The 16882-nt window shown below is 59.5% G+C and carries 16 protein-coding genes; all 16 read right to left on the bottom strand.

The window, feature by feature from the left end; translation table 11 throughout:
• Positions 1-177: 177 nt before the first annotated feature.
• A complete protein-coding gene (locus MRBLMR1_RS08445; RefSeq protein WP_500064088.1) occupies positions 178-549 on the bottom strand; it encodes a hypothetical protein in 372 nt (123 codons plus the stop codon).
• A gap of 21 nt (positions 550-570) precedes the next feature.
• Entirely contained in the window at positions 571-840 is a 270-nt protein-coding gene (locus MRBLMR1_RS08450; RefSeq protein WP_148147975.1) for a DUF1467 family protein, read from the bottom strand.
• Positions 841-952: 112 nt separating this feature from the next.
• Positions 953-1357 carry a methylmalonyl-CoA epimerase gene (gene mce / locus MRBLMR1_RS08455; protein ID WP_500064089.1) on the bottom strand — a complete coding sequence of 135 codons (405 nt, stop codon included), beginning with the start codon at positions 1355-1357 and terminating at the stop codon, positions 953-955.
• A 168-nt stretch (positions 1358-1525) separates the two neighbouring features.
• A complete protein-coding gene (locus MRBLMR1_RS08460; protein ID WP_148147973.1) occupies positions 1526-1819 on the bottom strand; it encodes a hypothetical protein in 294 nt (97 codons plus the stop codon).
• Between the two features lie 291 nt (positions 1820-2110).
• Positions 2111-3781, bottom strand: a complete 1671-nt coding sequence (locus MRBLMR1_RS08465) for a ribonuclease J (protein WP_148147972.1) — start codon at positions 3779-3781, stop codon at positions 2111-2113.
• 8 nt (positions 3782-3789) lie between these two features.
• Positions 3790-4560 carry a biotin--[acetyl-CoA-carboxylase] ligase gene (locus MRBLMR1_RS08470; protein ID WP_500064090.1) on the bottom strand — a complete coding sequence of 257 codons (771 nt, stop codon included), beginning with the start codon at positions 4558-4560 and terminating at the stop codon, positions 3790-3792.
• Positions 4561-4562: 2 nt separating this feature from the next.
• Positions 4563-6005 (bottom strand): NADH-quinone oxidoreductase subunit NuoN, encoded by a 1443-nt coding sequence (nuoN, locus tag MRBLMR1_RS08475; RefSeq protein WP_148147970.1) that lies wholly within the window; start codon positions 6003-6005, stop codon positions 4563-4565.
• Between the two features lie 19 nt (positions 6006-6024).
• On the bottom strand, positions 6025-7536 hold the full coding sequence (locus MRBLMR1_RS08480) for an NADH-quinone oxidoreductase subunit M (RefSeq protein WP_206825143.1): 1512 nt from the start codon (positions 7534-7536) through the stop codon (positions 6025-6027).
• Positions 7536-9527 carry an NADH-quinone oxidoreductase subunit L gene (nuoL, locus tag MRBLMR1_RS08485; RefSeq protein ID WP_500064091.1) on the bottom strand — a complete coding sequence of 664 codons (1992 nt, stop codon included), beginning with the start codon at positions 9525-9527 and terminating at the stop codon, positions 7536-7538. The genes MRBLMR1_RS08480 and nuoL overlap by 1 nt, the downstream gene beginning before the upstream one ends.
• Before the next feature lie 7 nt (positions 9528-9534).
• Complete coding sequence (gene nuoK / locus MRBLMR1_RS08490) at positions 9535-9843, bottom strand: NADH-quinone oxidoreductase subunit NuoK (RefSeq protein ID WP_112511603.1); 309 nt, start codon at positions 9841-9843, stop codon at positions 9535-9537.
• A 25-nt stretch (positions 9844-9868) separates the two neighbouring features.
• The gene (locus MRBLMR1_RS08495; protein ID WP_148147967.1) at positions 9869-10483 is read right to left on the bottom strand and encodes an NADH-quinone oxidoreductase subunit J; all 615 of its coding nucleotides are present in this window, start codon (positions 10481-10483) and stop codon (positions 9869-9871) included.
• A 123-nt stretch (positions 10484-10606) separates the two neighbouring features.
• The gene (gene nuoI / locus MRBLMR1_RS08500) at positions 10607-11095 is read right to left on the bottom strand and encodes an NADH-quinone oxidoreductase subunit NuoI (RefSeq protein ID WP_500064092.1); all 489 of its coding nucleotides are present in this window, start codon (positions 11093-11095) and stop codon (positions 10607-10609) included.
• Between the two features lie 39 nt (positions 11096-11134).
• Complete coding sequence (nuoH, locus tag MRBLMR1_RS08505; RefSeq protein WP_148148033.1) at positions 11135-12178, bottom strand: NADH-quinone oxidoreductase subunit NuoH; 1044 nt, start codon at positions 12176-12178, stop codon at positions 11135-11137.
• Positions 12179-12185: 7 nt separating this feature from the next.
• Positions 12186-14267 carry an NADH-quinone oxidoreductase subunit NuoG gene (gene nuoG, locus MRBLMR1_RS08510; protein WP_500064093.1) on the bottom strand — a complete coding sequence of 694 codons (2082 nt, stop codon included), beginning with the start codon at positions 14265-14267 and terminating at the stop codon, positions 12186-12188.
• A gap of 88 nt (positions 14268-14355) precedes the next feature.
• Positions 14356-15660 carry an NADH-quinone oxidoreductase subunit NuoF gene (gene nuoF, locus MRBLMR1_RS08515; protein WP_148147965.1) on the bottom strand — a complete coding sequence of 435 codons (1305 nt, stop codon included), beginning with the start codon at positions 15658-15660 and terminating at the stop codon, positions 14356-14358.
• 10 nt (positions 15661-15670) lie between these two features.
• A complete protein-coding gene (locus MRBLMR1_RS08520) occupies positions 15671-16813 on the bottom strand; it encodes an NADH-quinone oxidoreductase subunit E (RefSeq protein WP_500064094.1) in 1143 nt (380 codons plus the stop codon).
• Positions 16814-16882 lie beyond the last annotated feature (69 nt).

Consider the following 16882-nt stretch of genomic DNA (forward strand, 5'->3'; position numbering starts at 1 on the left):
GGCATGAAGTTCAAATTCATGCCAATCGCGGTAAAGTCTTGGGAGGATCAGATCTTAGGCGCGCTAGACGCTGCCCCGGAAACGGTTAGGATCACGCGAAACTGAAAAACAAGGCTTCAACGCCTTGTTTTTTTTTGCCTTTAGACAGGCAACAATGCCTCCAGAGAGCCTTTCGGATTACAGTTTGCCGATGATATCGACGCGATCGCATGTGCCGGTTGCCGGTATCACATCCAGCTTTTGGCCAATTTCATGGCGGTGACGCCCGCGATCGATCTCCTTTTCTGTCCTGCATGTGACGATCTGGCCGTTTGCCTCACGGGTAAATTCAAGAAGACCGATGACCGCGATGTATGGCCCGGAGCGCCCGCCATCTCGTTCTTCCTCCCTTATTTCAAGGATCGTCGCGACCGAATGGGGAAATGTGTGGCGGCGATAGGCCTGAATGCCAAAAAGCATCACAAAGGCTAGAGCCGCGACTGTATAGACAATAGCCAGAACGATCCGTCGCTCACTGTTATCCCGGAATTCCCCCGCCCGCATCGGCATCGATCCCTATTTCGTACTGCATTATTTGAAGCTCGGCATGATGTTCGGGATGCTGCCGATACCGAAGCCGAAATAAACCGATGCAAAATGATAGGCGAGATAGATCGCTGCCGAGATGACGGTGGTGAGCAGAATGACGCGCCCGCCACGAAATTTCGCAGGCGCACTCTCGACAGTTCCGAGCGTCACCTCGCCCTCGTCACGTTGGCTACGGTAGCCGAGCGGCAGAACCATGAAGAGGACAGTCCACCATAGGATGAAATAGATCGCGACGATTGTCAGGATTGGCATGCGGACGCTCCATCCTGGCGTTTGATCATCGGAACAGGCGGTTGAAGCCGCTGATAAAATGATTCCGATCTTTCGGCAGAGTCATTGATTTTATTCGCCATTGCACGCCGCATCAGACTTCCTCCAGCTCGATCAGCGTGCCGTTGAAATCCTTTGGGTGGAGGAAGAGAACCGGCTTTCCGTGGGCGCCGATCTTCGACTTTCCATCGCCGAGAATACGCGCGCCGGCGGCACTCAGCTTTTCGGCGGCAGAGAGGATATCAGGCGTTTCGTAGCAGATGTGGTGGATGCCGCCTGAGGGATTGCGTTCGAGGAATGCGGCAATCGGGGATGCATCGTCGAGCGGTTCGAGCAGCTCGATCTTGGTATTTGGAAGCTCGACAAAAATGACGGTGACGCCGTGTTTGGGCAGCGATTGCGGTTCGGAGACTTTTGCGCCGAGCGTGTCTCGATAAATCGCGGCAGCCTCTTCGAGGATCGGGACGGCGATGGCGATGTGGTTTACTCGGCCGAGCATGTGTTCCTCCTCTTTCGGGCGCCTGCTTTCGGCAGGCAGCCGCTCCTCATTCGCCTGCCGGCACCTTCTCCCCTTAGACAATTTAGAGCACGACGCCCGGCTTGACGTCGGGGCGGTGCGGGGCTGAGTGGCGGGACCTGCACTCTGGCCGTCATGCCCGCAAACGTCTCAATCGCCCGATGGCAGGTTGAATATCTGACGGCTGACGATTTTCAGGCTTCGATCTGGCTGTATCCGGTAGCGTTCAACAACGCGGTTACCGAAACTATTGTAAAACTCATGATCGAAGCTGCTGCCGACGGGCGCTTTGGTGAGACGGCTTCTAGGTTGACCGCCGTATGTGATGCTACCCGAGATTGGCGCAATGTCGGATCCGTAGTCGCGCGCGACCAATTCGGGATCGGCAGTAGCACTGCACGCGGTCAGCGTTGCAACGGCCAAGGAAATTAACGTTTTTCTCATCGTGCTCATCTCCTCCTTGGAGGCTGACGGGGCAAAGAACGTCTGCCGAGTTCCACTATGACTGACGCCCATGACCGAGTGAAGCGCTAAAGCATATCGCGATCCTGCGGATCCGCTCGCGGAGTTTTAGGTCTTTGTTTTATAGCATGTCTGTTGCGCAAAACTGCTGCACATTTTTGCGCAACAGGCTCGATTTAAGCGCACCAGGAAGGTGCCATCGCTAGCGACGTGACATACCTCTCCGGGGGAGATGCGGAGTGCAGCTCGCTACACTCCGCATAAGCACCCCCCCTACTGAACCCTTGTTACGAACACCGTGACCACAGGCTTCTTGCCCCAGGCGATATTGGCGGCCGAGCGGACGGCGCGGCGAACGGATTCGCGTACGGTGTCGAGATCCTTGCGGCGGGCGCGCGGGATGCTTTCAACGGCGCCGAGTACGGCGTCATAAAGACCGTCGTCCATGTCCTCGCCCTCGTCGTCGAATTCCGGCAGGCCGAAGGAGACGAGATCGGGGTCGGCGAGGAATTCATAGCGCTGGTCGAGCAGGATATTGACCGAGACATGGCCGACAAAGGAGAGCTTGCGACGATCGCTGATGCCCATTTCGTCCAGATCGCCGATCAGCTTGCCATCCTTGTAGATGCGGCCGAAGGGAGCGTCGTCGATGACTTCCGCCGGACCGGGCGCAAGGCGCAGGATGTTGCCGTTACGGACGCGCGGGATCTCGCCAATGCCGGCGGATGCACCAAGTTCAGCCTGTGCCGTCAGGTGGGCCGCCTCGCCGTGAACGGGAACGAGGATCTGAGGCCTTGTCCACTCGTACATTTTCAGAAGTTCGTTGCGGCGCGGGTGGCCGGAAACGTGCACGAGCGCATCGGCATCGGTGACGATCTTGATGCCCTGTTCGATCAGCGCGTTCTTGATCTCGATGATCGGCTTTTCATTGCCCGGAATTGTGCGAGACGAGAAGACGACCGTATCGCCCTTGGTGAGTGCCACATGGCGCATCTCATCGCGGGAAATCTTCGCCAGCGCCGCGCGGGACTCGCCCTGGCTGCCGGTCAGGATGACGACGACCTTGTCGCGCGGGATGTAGCCGTATTCGTCTTCGGCGAGGAAGGGTTTAAGGCCTTCCATGATGCCGATGTCCTGCGCAACATTGACGACGCGTTTCAGCGACGAACCGAGCAGCAGAACTTCACGGCCGGCTGCGTTTGCGGCTTCGGCGATCGAGCGGATACGGCCGACATTAGACGAGAAGGTGGTGACGGCCACCCTGCCCTCGGCTTCCTCGATGACCTTCTGCAGGCCGGCAGAGACTTCTTCTTCAGATGGCGAAACGCCTTCGCGCAGGGCATTGGTACTGTCGCACATCAGCGCCAGCACGCCCTCGTCGCCGATGGCGCGGAAACGCGCCTCGTCTGTGAGCGGACCGAGTGTCGGCTTGGCATCGATCTTCCAGTCGCCGGTGTGGACGACATTGCCGAGCGGAGTGCGGATGACCAGCGACATCGGCTCGGGGATGGAGTGGTTGACGCCGACGGCCTCGATCTCGAATGGTCCGACATTGATACGGTCGCCGGCCTTGAAGATGGTGATCGGGATCTCGGCACGGTCGCCTTCATACTTGCGCTTGGCTTCCAGCATGCCGGCGGTAAAGGGCGAGGCATAGACCGGTACGTTGAGGCCCGGCCACAGATCGTTCAGCGCGCCGTAATGGTCCTCATGCGCATGGGTGATGATCATGCCCTTGAGATTGTTGCGCTGCGAGGCAAGGAAACGGATGTCGGGAAGAACGAGATCGACGCCCGGAAGATCGGGACCCGGGAAGGTCACGCCCGCATCGACCATGATCCACTGACGCTTCTGAGGCGGTCCATAGCCATAGAGAGCGAGGTTCATGCCGATCTCGCCCACGCCGCCCAGCGGCAGAAACACCAGTTCGTCTTGATTAGCCATTCTTCTTCTTATTCCGTTTTCATAAAGAATACATCACCTGCCGCGATCGGCAGGTCTTGTCCACCCCCCATGTCGAGTAACAGCAGGCCGCCGTCGTCGATTCCGGCAAATCTGCCCTCCAGCGACCTGTCGGGAAGATTGACGGTAATACGCTCGCCGACGCCGCAGGCGACCTCCCGCCAGCGGCGCACGATTTCGGCGGTGCCCCTTCCCTCATCCCACAAATCGAGCGCCAAAGCCATGGACTGATAAAGATGGGCGAAAAGTTCATCCGGCGAAATCGCCGCACCGTGATCGGAAAGACGGGTGACGCCATAAGGCGCGCTGTCAGGCATATGGCGGATATTGATACCAATGCCAATGACCAGAGCCCGCTTTCCGCCGGCAAGCGGCTCGCCCTCAAGCAGGATACCGCAGGTCTTTTTGCGATTGATCAGGATGTCATTCGGCCATTTGACCTGCAGGGCGGCGTCGCCGGGCGGTAGGATCGCCTTGACCGCGTCATGGACGGCGACCGCCACCGCAAGCGGCAACGAGGCCACGCGCTCCATGGGGGCAGGATCGATCAGCAGCAGCGAGGCGTAGAGATTGCCCGGCTCGGAGGTCCAGGCGCGGCCGCGTCGGCCACGCCCTTCGATCTGACGGGCAGACGTCACCCACAACAAACCGGGATCGCCCGCGCGAGCGCGGGCGAGACATTCGCTATTGGTGGATCCTATGTCGTCGAAGGCGACATGACGGAAAGCTTCGAGCGAGAAGCGGCTCTTCTCTCCCGCCATTCTCAGAAGAACGACCGTGCAGCCGCATCCGCCGCGGAGCCGATCGGGCCGCCATAGAGGATGTAGGTGGTGATCAGCAGGCCGGAAATGCCGAAGATGAAGCGTAGTTCTCCGGGTGTGCGCTCGAATTCGCCCTTCGGATCATCGAACCACATCAGCTTGACGATGCGCAGGTAGTAGTAGGCTGCGACGACAGACATCAGGAAGCCGATGACGGCAAGCGTGAAGAGACCTGCTTCGACGGCCGCCAGGAATACGTAATATTTGGCGAAGAAGCCTGCGAGCGGCGGAATGCCTGCCATGGAGAACATCTGCGCGGTCAGTACCACCGCCATGAACGGCTTTCTGGCAAAGAGGCCAGCAAGCTCGTCGATCTCCTCGACATAGGTGCCATCCGGGCGGCGCATCGACATGATGCAGGCAAAGGTGCCGAAGGACATCATCATGTAGATGAGCATGTAGAGGGCGACACCGGAAACGCCGCTTTCGCTGCCTGCCGACAGGCCGACAAGCGCGAAGCCCATGTGGCCAATGGAGGAATAGGCCATCAGGCGCTTGATGTTCTTCTGGCCGACGGCGGCAAAGGAGCCGAGCGCCATGGAGGCAATCGCCACGAAGACGATGATCTGGCGCCAGTCGCCGATGAGCGGCAGGAAGGTCTCCGAGGTCAGACGGATGAGGATCGCCATGGCAGCGATCTTCGGGCCGGCTGCGAAGAAGGCGGTAACCGGGGTCGGTGCACCTTCATAAACGTCCGGCGTCCACATGTGGAAAGGAACCGCGGAAATCTTGAAGCAGGCGCCGGCGAGGATGAAGACCATGCCGAAAATCAGGCCGAGGCCACGGGTTTCCGAAGAAAGGACGGACGCGATTTCCTGGAATCCGGTGTTGCCGGTGAAGCCGTAGACCAGCGACATGCCGTAGAGCAGCATCCCGGAAGACAGCGCACCGAGGACGAAATATTTCAGGCCAGCTTCGGTCGAGCGCAGGCTGTCGCGGTTGAAGGCGGCAACGACATAAAGCGCCAGCGACATCAGCTCGAGGCCGAGATAGAAGGCGATCAGGTCATTGGCCGAGATCAAGAGCAGCATGCCGAGCGTCGAGAGAACCAGCAGGACCGGATATTCGATCTTGTCGAGCTGCATGGCCTTGCCCTGAACGGCTGACATGGCGAGCGCGAAAATCGAGCCGGCGATTGCCGCGACCTTCATGAAGCGGGCGAACGGATCGACGATGAAGGCACCGCCGAAGGCTTCGCCATTGCCGGAAGACACCGTGATCAGCAGTCCGACGACGGCGAGAAGCGCGATTGCCAGCCCGGAAATCAGCTGGTTCGCCTTTTCGCCGATGAAAACACCCATCATGAGCAGCACGAGCGCGCCGACCGCCAGAATGATTTCGGGCAGAGCAAACTGCAGACTTTGAGAGAAGAGTTCAGGAGTCATAGTCTTATCTGTCCCGTCATCAATTCGCAGCCTGAGCGGCGGTCGCCACGGCCTGGATGGCCGCATGGTAATTGGTTACGATTCTGTCGACTGTCGCTGCGGAGGCATCGAAGACCGGCGCAGGATAGATGCCGAAGAAGATGGTCACAACGATCAGCGGCCAGACGATGCAGTGCTCGCGGAAAGAAATGTCCACAAGGCCCTGCATCAGCGGCGATTTTGCCTGACCGAAGATCATGCGGCGGTAGAGCCACAGCATGTAGGCGGCGGAAAGAACGACGCCGGTGGTGGCGAAGAAGGCCGTCCAGACACTGACACGGAAGACACCGACCGTCGCCAGGAATTCGCCGACGAAGGCGGAAGTGCCCGGCAGGCCGACATTGGCCATGGTGAAGATCAGGAAGGCCAGCGCGTATTTCGGCATGCGATGCACGAGGCCGCCGTAATCGCCGATGTTACGCGTATGGGTGCGCTCGTAGACGATACCGACGCAGAGGAAGAGCGCGCCGGAGATGACGCCGTGCGACAGCATCTGGAAGATCGCGCCGTGGAGACCCTGCTGGTTGACCGCGAAGATGGCCATCGTCACGTAACCCATGTGGGCGACGGAGGAATAGGCGATCATCTTCTTGATGTCGGACTGCATCAGAGCCACGAGCGAGGCGTAGATGATGGCGATGACCGACAGGGTGAGGATCATCGGCGTGAAATAGTCGGACGCCAAGGGGAACATCGGCAGCGAGAAGCGCAGGAAGCCGTAGCCACCGAACTTCAGGAGCAGAGCCGCAAGGTCGACCGAGCCGGCCGTCGGGGCTTCTACGTGCGCATCCGGCAACCAGGTGTGGAACGGCCACATCGGCACCTTGACGGCGAACGACAGGAAAAAGGCGAGGAACAGCCAGAACTGCATTTCCGGCGAGAACTTGTAGGCAAGCAGGACCGGAATGGAGGTGGTGCCGACTTCCGCATACATGACAAGGATGCCGACCAGCATGAAGACCGAGCCAGCCAGCGTATAAAGGAAGAACTTCATCGACGCGTAGATGCGACGCGGTCCGCCCCAGACGCCGATGATCAGGAACATCGGAATCAAGCTCGCTTCGAAGAAGACGTAGAAGAGCACGAGGTCCATCGACACGAAGACGCCGACGATCAGCACTTCCAGAACCAGGAAGGCGATCATGTATTCACGCGCATGCAGCGTGATCGCCTTCCAGCTGGTCAACACGCCGAACGGCATGAGGAAGGTCGCCAGCACGACGAACATGACGGACAAGCCATCGACGCCGATATGGTAACTGATGCCCTTGCCGAGCCAGTAATACTGCTCGACCATCTGGTAATCGGCGCTAGAGCCGTCAAAGCCGTACCAGACGACCAGCGACAGGAGGAATGTGATGATCGTCGTGATCAACGAGATGATCATGACGTTCTGGCGACCGTCGTCGGTGTCGTCGCGGGTGAACACCAGCAACAGCACGCCCACCATCGGGAGGAAGGTGACCGTGGAAAGAATAGGCCAATCGGTCATCAGACAGAACTCCCGAGCATCATCCAGGTAATCAGGGCAGCGACGCCAAGCAGCATCGTGAAGGCATAGTGATAGAGGTAACCGGTCTGCAGGCGCACGACGCGGTTGGCGGTGTCAACCACCCGAGCAGCAACGCCGTTGGGTCCGAAGTGGTCGATCGTACCGACATCGACCTTCTGCCAGAAGAAGCGGCCGAGAGCCTTGGCGGAACGGACGAACAGGAAGTCGTAGAGTTCGTCGAAATACCACTTGTTGAGCAGGAACTGGTAAAGGCCCGGCTGTGCGGCCGCGAGCCTCTTCGGCGTTTCCGGCGACTTGATGTAAAAATACCAGGCGGTGACGAAGCCGATCAGCATGGCGATGAAGGGCGACAGGACGACGAGGAACGGCACGTGATGGAATTCGTGCAGCAGTTCGTTGTGTTCGGAGGTGAAGAGCGCGCCCTTCCAGAAGCCCTCGTAGGCCTCACCGTAGAACATTCCCTGGAAGATCACGCCGGCGAGCACCGCGCCAATGGCCAGTACATAGAGCGGGATCAGCATGACGTTAGGGCTTTCATGCACGTGATGCATGACCTCGTGGCTGGCGCGCTCCTTGCCGAAGAAGGTGAGGAACGCCAGACGCCAAGAGTAGAAGCTGGTGAACAGCGCTGCGATGACGAGCAACGTGAAGGCAAAGCCCGAGACCGCCGAATGCGAGGCATAGGATGCCTCGATGATGACGTCCTTGGAGAAGAAGCCGGCAAAACCGATCGGCGTGAAGGGGATACCGACGCCGGTCAGCGCCAGGGTGCCGATCGTCATCATCCAGAAGGTGACCGGGATGTGCTTTCTCAGGCCACCCATCTTGCGCATGTCCTGCTCGCCATCGACGGCATGGATGACCGAGCCGGCACAAAGGAACAACAGAGCCTTGAAGAAGGCGTGGGTGAAGAGGTGGAAGATCGCTGCGCCATAAGCGCCGATGCCGAGTGCGACGAACATATAGCCGAGCTGCGAGCAGGTCGAATAGGCTATGACGCGCTTGATATCGTTCTGCACGAGACCGACGGTCGCTGCGAAGAAAGCCGTGATCGCGCCGATGATCGTGACAACGGTCAGTGCATCCGGCGACTGTTCGAACAAAGGCGACATGCGGGCAACGAGGAAGACGCCGGCGGTGACCATGGTTGCGGCATGGATGAGGGCCGAAACCGGGGTCGGGCCTTCCATCGCGTCCGGCAGCCAGGTGTGCAGCAGGAACTGCGCCGACTTGCCCATCGCGCCCATGAAGAGCAGCAGGCAGGCGGCAGTCAGCGCGCCTTCGCGGGTCAGCGTCAGGCCGAAGACGTCGAAGATGACGCGAGCTGCTTCCGGAGACCCTTCGGCCGGCAGATAGGTGCCGGCATTGGCGAAGATGGTCTCGAAGTTGATCGAGCCGAACATGACAAAGACGGCGGCAATGCCCAGCATGAAGCCGAAGTCACCGACGCGGTTGACGATGAAGGCCTTCATGGCAGCCGCATTGGCCGACGGGCGATCGTACCAGAAGCCGATCAGGAGATAGGATGCGAGACCGACGCCTTCCCAGCCGAAGAACATCTGCAGCAGGTTATCCGACGTGATGAGCATCAGCATCGTGAAGGTGAAGAGCGACAGATAGGCGAAGAAGCGCGGACGATGCGGATCGGTGTGCATGTAACCGACGGAATAGACATGCACGAGGAAGGACACCGTGTTGACGACGACGAACATGACCGAAGTCAGCGTGTCAATGCGAAGCGCCCAGAAGACGTCGATATTGCCGGACTGGATCCAGCGCAGCACCTCGACGCTCATGGTTTCCTGGGAACCGAGCGCCACCTGGAAGAAGACGATCCAGGAGAGAACCACAACCACGGCCATCAGGCCGCAGGTGACGAATTCCGAGGCCTTGGCGCCGATCTGGCGACCGAACAGGCCCGCGATCAGGAAGCCGACCAGAGGAAGGAAGACGATAAGCTTGTAGATCATGACCCGATCAGCCCTTCATCACATTGACGTCGTCGACGGCGATCGAGCCGCGGTTGCGGTAGAAGACGACAAGAATTGCAAGACCGATGGCGGCCTCCGCAGCCGCAACAGTCAGAATGAACAAAGCAAAGACCTGGCCGACGATGTCGTTCAGGAACGACGAGAAGGCGACCATATTGAGATTGACCGCGAGCAGGATGAGCTCGATCGACATCAAGATGATGATGACGTTCTTGCGGTTCAGGAAGATGCCGAAAACGCCAAGCGTGAAGAGGATGGCGCTGACCGTGAGATAGTGGGAAAGACCGATTTCCATTTTACTGTTCCTTTTTCCCGCTTCCTCAGAGCCCTTGGCCCGGCTTGACCTTGACCACCTCGACGGCGGTCTCCGGCGTGCGGGCGACCTGGCGCGAAACATCCTGACGCTTGATGTTCTGGCGGTGGCGCAGGGTCAGCACGATCGCGCCGATCATCGCCACCAGCAGAACCATGCCGGCAATCTGGAAGAAATAGACATAGTGGGTGTAGAGCACGTCCCCGAGAGCGGCAGTATTCGTGCGCTCTGCCGGGTTCGGGATAGGCATTGTGATCGACTGCGCGGCTTCCGGCGACAGCACGCTCGAGCCGATAACGAGGATCAGCTCGGCCGCGACCACCAGACCGACCAGCATGCCGATCGGGGCATATTGCAGGACGCCGGATTTCAGCTCGGCGAAATCGATGTCGAGCATCATCACGACGAAGAGGAAGAGAACCGCCACCGCGCCGATATAGACAACCAGCAGGATCATCGCGAGGAATTCAGCGCCGGTCAAAAGGAAGAGACCGGCCGCATTGAAGAAGACCACGATGAGAAAGAGAACCGAGTGGACCGGGTTCCTGGACGAAATGACCATGAACGCCGACGCGACGGCGATGAACGCGAACAGATAGAAGAATAGTGCCTGCAGACCCATCGTGGTGCCTTCTCGTCCCTCGTCGAGATCGGGCTTTCCGCCCTACCCGCCCGACCGGTGCCGTTTAAGCGCCGGTATGAATTTGAATGAGCCGGAAGCATCAAGCCATCCGGCGAATGCGCCTTACCGGTAAGGCGCATCCATTGCGATATTGCGGGCGATCTCCCGTTCCCAGCGATCGCCATTTTCCAGAAGCCGTGTCTTATCGAAATAAAGCTCTTCGCGGGTTTCCGTCGAGAACTCGAAATTCGGGCCTTCGACGATCGCGTCGACCGGGCATGCTTCCTGGCAGAAGCCGCAATAGATGCACTTCACCATGTCGATATCGTAACGCACCGTGCGGCGGGTGCCGTCATTGCGGCGCGGACCGGCTTCGATGGTGATCGCCTGAGCGGGACAGATCGCCTCGCACAGCTTGCAGGCGATGCAGCGCTCCTCCCCGTTCGGATAACGGCGCAGCGCATGCTCGCCACGGAAGCGCGGTGAAACCGGCCCCTTTTCGAACGGGTAGTTAATCGTGGCCTTCTGCTTGAAGAAATACTTCATCGACAGGAAGAAGGCGCCGACGAACTCCTTCAGGAACAGTGAGTTGATAGCCTGTGCAATAGCCATCTTATTCTCCAATGATGCCGAGGAACGGACCGGTCATAATCAAGCCCATCCCGTCAGTTTCAGCACGAATGCAACGATGATCAACATGATGAGCGACAGCGGAAGGAAGACTTTCCAGCCGAGGCGCATGAGCTGGTCATAGCGGTAGCGCGGTACGAATGCCTTCACCATGGCGATCATGAAGAAGACCATTGTGCCCTTGAGCACGAACCAGATGACACCCGGTACCCAGTTGAGGATGGCGATATCGACCGGAGGCAGCCAGCCGCCAAGGAAGAGAATGGTCGTCAGCGAGCAGACCATCAGGATGGCGGCATATTCCGACAGCATCAGCATCATGTACGGAGCCGAGCCGTATTCGACCATGTAGCCGGCGACCAGTTCGGATTCCGCTTCCGGAAGATCGAAGGGCGGACGGTTGGTTTCGGCAAGACCCGAGATGAAGAAGATCACGAACATCGGGAAGAGCGACAGCCAGTGCCAGTCGAGGAAGGAGTTCGGCAGACCGAGCTTGGTGCCGAGGCCGTCCTGCTGCGACATGACGATATCCGTCAGGTTCAGCGAGCCGACGCAGAGAAGGACGGCAACGATGACGAAACCGATCGAGACTTCGTAGGACACCATCTGGGCCGCGGAACGGAGCGCACCGAGGAACGGGTATTTGGAGTTGGATGCCCAACCCGCCATGATGATCCCGTAGACCTCCAGCGAGGAGATCGCGAAGATGTAGAGAATGCCGACATTGATATCGGCGATAGCCCAGCCTTCATTCAGCGGAATCACTGCCCAAGTGGCGAGCGCCAGCGTCACGGAAACGAGCGGCGCCAGAAGGAAGACTGCCTTGTTGGCACCAGCCGGAATGATCGGCTCCTTGAAGACGAACTTCAAAAGGTCGGCGAAGGACTGGAACAGGCCGAACGGACCAACGATGTTGGGGCCGCGGCGCAGCTGTACGGCGGCCCAGATCTTGCGGTCGGCCAGAAGGATATAGGCAATGAAGACCAGAAGGCAGACCAGCAGCAGAAGCGACTGCCCCAGCATGATGAGCGCCGGCCAAACGTAGGTCCAGAAGAACGAATCCATATTCATATCACTCCGCCGCAGCCTGGAAGTTGTTGCGGGCCAATGCCGAGCACTCAGCCATGACGGCAGAGGAACGGGCAATCGGGTTGGTCAGGTAAAAATCCTTGATCGGCGAAGAGAAGCCGCCCTTGGTCATTTCGCCGGCCTTTTGGCCGAGCGCTGCCACATCGTTGACCGAGCCTGCAGCGATCTCATCGATCTGCGCAAAATGCGGGTGGTCCTGATAAAGCTTGGCGCGTAGAGCCTGGAGACTGTCGAAGGGCAGTTTCTTGCCGAGCACATCGGAGAGCGCACGCAGGATCGCCCATTCCTCGCGGGCTTCGCCCGGCGCGAAGCCGGCGCGGTTGCCGATCTGGACGCGGCCTTCGGTGTTGACCCAGGTACCGGACTTTTCGGTATAGGCCGCACCCGGCAGGATGATATCCGCATTCATCGCGCCGTTATCGCCGTGGCTGCCGATATAGATCGTCGTCTTGGCGTATTTGGCCGAGAAGTTCATCTCGTCGGCGCCGAGTAGGAAGAGAACGTCCATCGAGCGCAGCATGGTTGCAGCATCGGCGCCCTTCGCACCCGGAACGAAACCGAGGTCGAGACCGCCGACGCGGGAGGCTGCGGTGTGGAGGACGGCGAAACCGTTCCACTCTTCCGTCAGGGCACCGACCGAGCCTGCGAGCTGCGCTGCAGCCTGAAGAACAGCCAGACCATCCGGACGGGTGAGAGCCCCCTGCCCTACGATAATCATCGGGTTCTTTGCGCCACGCAGCTTTTCGGCAAAGCTGTTTACACCCGAGGCCAGATCGGAAAGCGTTTCCGGGCCAGCGCCGAGATAATCGTAAGGATAACGCAGTTCATTGACTTCGCCGATCACGCCGATCGGGAAGTTGCCGCGGCGGAAGCGCTTGCGGATGCGAGCGTTCAAGACGGCAGCTTCGAGACGCGGGTTGGCGCCGATGATGAGCAGAGCGCCGGCCTGTTCGATGCCTTCGATCGTCGGGTTGAAGAGGTAGCTTGCGCGGCCAAGCGACGGATCGAGCGCCGTCCCGTCCTGGCGACAGTCGAGGTTTTCCGATCCGAGCGAAGACAGAATCTGCTTCAAAGCATACATTTCCTCGACGGAAGCGAGGTCACCGGCAATCGCACCGATCTTGTCGCCCGAGGTTGCGGAAACGGCAGCCTGGACGGCCGCGAAGGCTTCACCCCAGCTTGCGGGCTGCAGACGGCCATCCTTGCGGACGTAAGGTCGGTCGAGACGCTGGGTCTTCAGACCATCCCAGATGAAGCGTGTCTTGTCGGAGATCCACTCCTCGTTCACCTGCTCGTTGACGCGCGGCATGATGCGCATGACTTCGCGGCCGCGGGTATCGACGCGAATGGCTGAGCCGACGGCATCCATGACATCGATCGATTCGGTCTTGCCGAGTTCCCACGGACGGGCGGTGAAGGCGAAAGGCTTGGAGGTCAGCGCGCCGACCGGGCAAAGGTCAACGACGTTGCCCTGAAGCTCGGAGGTCATGGCCTGTTCGAGATAGGTGGTGATTTCGGCATCTTCGCCGCGGCCGATCAGGCCGAGTTCGGAAATGCCACCGACTTCAGTGGTGAAGCGGACGCAGCGCGTGCAGTGGATGCAGCGGTTCATTACGGTCTTGACCAGCGGGCCGATATACTTGTCTTCGACAGCGCGCTTGTTTTCACCATAACGAGACGAGTCGATGCCGAAGGCCATCGCCTGGTCCTGCAGGTCGCATTCGCCGCCCTGGTCGCAGATCGGGCAATCCAGCGGATGGTTGATCAGCAGGAATTCCATCACGCCTTCGCGGGCCTTCTTGACCATCGGCGTATTGGTGAAGATTTCCGGCAGTTCGCCGTTCGGGCCGCCGCGGATATCGCGCACACCCATGGCGCAGGAGGCCGTCGGCTTTGGCGGACCACCCTTCACCTCGATCAGACACATGCGGCAGTTGCCCGCCACCGACAGACGCTCATGGAAACAAAAACGCGGAATCTCGGCTCCCGCTTCCTCGCATGCCTGAAGCAGCGTGAAATGGTCAGGAACTTCGATTTCGTTGCCGTCAACCTTCAGCTTTGCCATCGTATCACTTACGTCCTGTGTTCAACCCGAGCCGTTCAGAACCCGGAAATAGTTCATTTCAACAACCGAAATTCCGCCTCTCGCGGGCTTATTCGGCCGCCTCCATGACGGCGCCTTCAGACGTCGCATTGTATGTATACTGATCGATCCGAGCTTCGATCTCGGCGCGGAAATTGCGGATCAGGCCCTGGATCGGCCATGCGGCCGCGTCACCGAGCGCGCAGATCGTGTGTCCTTCGACCTGTTTGGAAACCTGGAACAGCATGTCGATTTCGCGCTTCTGGGCGTTGCCGCGCACCATGCGTTCCATCAGGCGCATCATCCAGCCGGTGCCTTCGCGGCACGGCGTGCACTGGCCGCAGCTTTCATGCTTGAAGAAGGCCGCGATGCGCCAGATCGCCTTGATGACATCCGTCGACTTGTCCATGACGATCATGCCGCCGGTGCCGAAGGAAGACTTGACCTCGCGCATGCCGTCAAAGTCCATGATCGCGTCGGCCATGTCTTCGCCACGCACGATCGGGCAGGATGCGCCGCCAGGAATGACAGCCAGCAGATTGTCCCAGCCGCCGCGGATGCCGCCGCAGTGATGTTCGATGATCTCGCGGAAGGAGAGCCCCATTGCCTCTTCGAAGGTGCAGGGCTTGTTGACGTGGCCCGAAACCATGAACAGCTTGGTGCCGACATTGTTGGCACGGCCGATCGAGGAGAACCAGGATGCGCCGCGACGCAGGATGGTCGGGGCGACCGAGATCGATTCGACATTGTTAACCGTGGTCGGGCAGCCATAGAGACCCATGTTCGCCGGGAATGGCGGCTTCATGCGCGGCTGGCCCTTCTTGCCTTCGAGGCTTTCGAGCAATGCCGTTTCTTCGCCGCAGATATAGGCACCGGCGCCGTGATGGACGACGATGTCGTAATCCCAGCCATGGACCGTGTTCTTGCCGAGCAGGCCTGCCTCGTAACATTCGTCGATCGCTGCCTGCAGGGCTTCACGCTCGCGCATGTATTCGCCGCGAACATAGATGAAGGCCGTATGGGCGCCCATGGCGAAACCGGCAATCACGCAGCCTTCGATCAGGGTGTGCGGATCGTTGCGGAGAATTTCGCGGTCCTTGCACGTGCCGGGCTCAGATTCGTCGGCGTTGACGACAAGATAATGCGGACGGCCGTCAGATTCCTTCGGCATGAAGGACCATTTGAGGCCGGTCGGGAAGCCAGCACCACCACGACCACGAAGGCCGGATGCCTTCATCTCATTGATGATCCAGTCCCTGCCCTTTTCGATGATGATCTTGGTGCCATCCCAGTGGCCGCGGCTCATCGCGCCCTTCAAGGACTTGTCCTTGAGGCCGTAGATATTGGTGAAGATGCGATCCTGATCGTTAAGCATATCTCACCCCTTACCGTGGCTTCTTGCCGAAGACTTTAATGTATTCGGCTTCGCCACCCTTGGCGAGCGCCTTGGCCTGGTTGAGCCAGTCGTCACGTTCAATACGGCCCTTGAAATTCAGGTAGCCGTCCACCCATTCGCGCTCGGCCTTCTTCCACGATGCGACTTGCGCGAAGGTGAATATGCCGAGTTCGTGAAGGGTTGCTTCGATCTTCGGACCGACGCCGGAAATCAGCTTCAGGTCATCAATCTCAGCCGGCTTTTCGATGCCCTTAGGGCGGTTCTTGTCTTCCAGCGACGGCTTTTCGGACTTTGCGCCGGGAGCAGCCTTAACGGCTTCAGCCTTTGGGACCTCTGTAGCCGACTTATCTACCGTTGCCTTGGCATTTGCTTCAGCGGCCTTCGGCGCCGTGACCGGCGTTTTCAGCTTGGGATCAGTTTCGGGTGCCGTATCCTTCGGCTTTGCAGCCTCTGCCGGAGGAACCGGGGCTGCGTCGACAGCCGGCTCCGGCTGCGGCTCGAGATTGGTGCGGACCGGCTTGATCTCGTCGTTCAGCGTGACCGCCCCGCCTTCAGGCGCGGAGAGATGGCGGTCGATCTGCGGGCCGGGCTTGATTTCGTCACCCTTGCCTGCTTCGAACGCATCGATGATTTCTTCGAGACGCGCGGGCGTGAGGTCTTCGTAGGCATCCTTGAAGATGATGACCATCGGTGCGTTGACGCAGGCGCCCTGACACTCGACTTCTTCCCAGGACAGCGTGCCGTCGGCATTCGGCTGCAGCGGATCGTGATGGATCTTGTGCTGACAGACCTTGATCAGCTCTTCGGCGCCGCGCAGCATGCAGGGCGTTGTGCCGCAGACCTGGATATGGGCGCGGGTGCCGATCGGCTTCAGCTGGAACTGGGTGTAGAAAGTCGCCACTTCCATGACGCGGATATAGGGCATGTCGAGACGGGCCGCGACATGCTCGATCGTGGCGCGGGTGACCCAGCCTTCCTGCTCCTGCGCTCGCATCAGAAGCGGGATGACGGCCGACTGCTGCCGGCCTTCCGGGTATTTCCTGATCGTTGCCTCGGCCCAGGCCGCGTTCTCTTCGTTGAAGGCGAAGTTAGCGGGCTGGAACTGTTCTTCGGCTAGTCGACGAACGGACATTCTTTCTCACGCCTTATCAGTTTATTGACACACGCCGCGAGACCACCGCAAAAGCGGCTTCGCAGGCAT

Origin of the sequence: Neorhizobium sp. LMR1-1-1.1, from assembly GCF_040675795.1 — a bacterium.
Classification (GTDB): Bacteria; Pseudomonadota; Alphaproteobacteria; order Rhizobiales; family Rhizobiaceae; genus Neorhizobium; species Neorhizobium cellulosilyticum.

Bases quoted from the DNA above. Each gene is read 5' to 3' on its own strand.
- nuoK (WP_112511603.1), bottom strand. From the start codon at position 9,843: ATGGAAATCGGTCTTTCCCACTATCTCACGGTCAGCGCCATCCTCTTC.
- MRBLMR1_RS08470 (WP_500064090.1), bottom strand. From the start codon at position 4,560: ATGGCGGGAGAGAAGAGCCGCTTCTCGCTCGAAGCTTTCCGTCATGTC.
- MRBLMR1_RS08480 (WP_206825143.1), bottom strand. From the start codon at position 7,536: ATGACCGATTGGCCTATTCTTTCCACGGTCACCTTCCTCCCGATGGTG.
- nuoN (WP_148147970.1), bottom strand. From the start codon at position 6,005: ATGACTCCTGAACTCTTCTCTCAAAGTCTGCAGTTTGCTCTGCCCGAA.
- nuoL (WP_500064091.1), bottom strand. From the start codon at position 9,527: ATGATCTACAAGCTTATCGTCTTCCTTCCTCTGGTCGGCTTCCTGATC.
- nuoI (WP_500064092.1), bottom strand. From the start codon at position 11,095: ATGGCTATTGCACAGGCTATCAACTCACTGTTCCTGAAGGAGTTCGTC.
- MRBLMR1_RS08450 (WP_148147975.1), bottom strand. From the start codon at position 840: ATGCCAATCCTGACAATCGTCGCGATCTATTTCATCCTATGGTGGACT.
- MRBLMR1_RS08465 (WP_148147972.1), bottom strand. From the start codon at position 3,781: ATGGCTAATCAAGACGAACTGGTGTTTCTGCCGCTGGGCGGCGTGGGC.
- MRBLMR1_RS08520 (WP_500064094.1), bottom strand. From the start codon at position 16,813: ATGTCCGTTCGTCGACTAGCCGAAGAACAGTTCCAGCCCGCTAACTTC.
- nuoG (WP_500064093.1), bottom strand. From the start codon at position 14,267: ATGGCAAAGCTGAAGGTTGACGGCAACGAAATCGAAGTTCCTGACCAT.
- MRBLMR1_RS08495 (WP_148147967.1), bottom strand. From the start codon at position 10,483: ATGGGTCTGCAGGCACTATTCTTCTATCTGTTCGCGTTCATCGCCGTC.
- nuoH (WP_148148033.1), bottom strand. From the start codon at position 12,178: ATGGATTCGTTCTTCTGGACCTACGTTTGGCCGGCGCTCATCATGCTG.
- MRBLMR1_RS08460 (WP_148147973.1), bottom strand. From the start codon at position 1,819: ATGAGAAAAACGTTAATTTCCTTGGCCGTTGCAACGCTGACCGCGTGC.
- mce (WP_500064089.1), bottom strand. From the start codon at position 1,357: ATGCTCGGCCGAGTAAACCACATCGCCATCGCCGTCCCGATCCTCGAA.
- nuoF (WP_148147965.1), bottom strand. From the start codon at position 15,660: ATGCTTAACGATCAGGATCGCATCTTCACCAATATCTACGGCCTCAAG.
- MRBLMR1_RS08445 (WP_500064088.1), bottom strand. From the start codon at position 549: ATGCCGATGCGGGCGGGGGAATTCCGGGATAACAGTGAGCGACGGATC.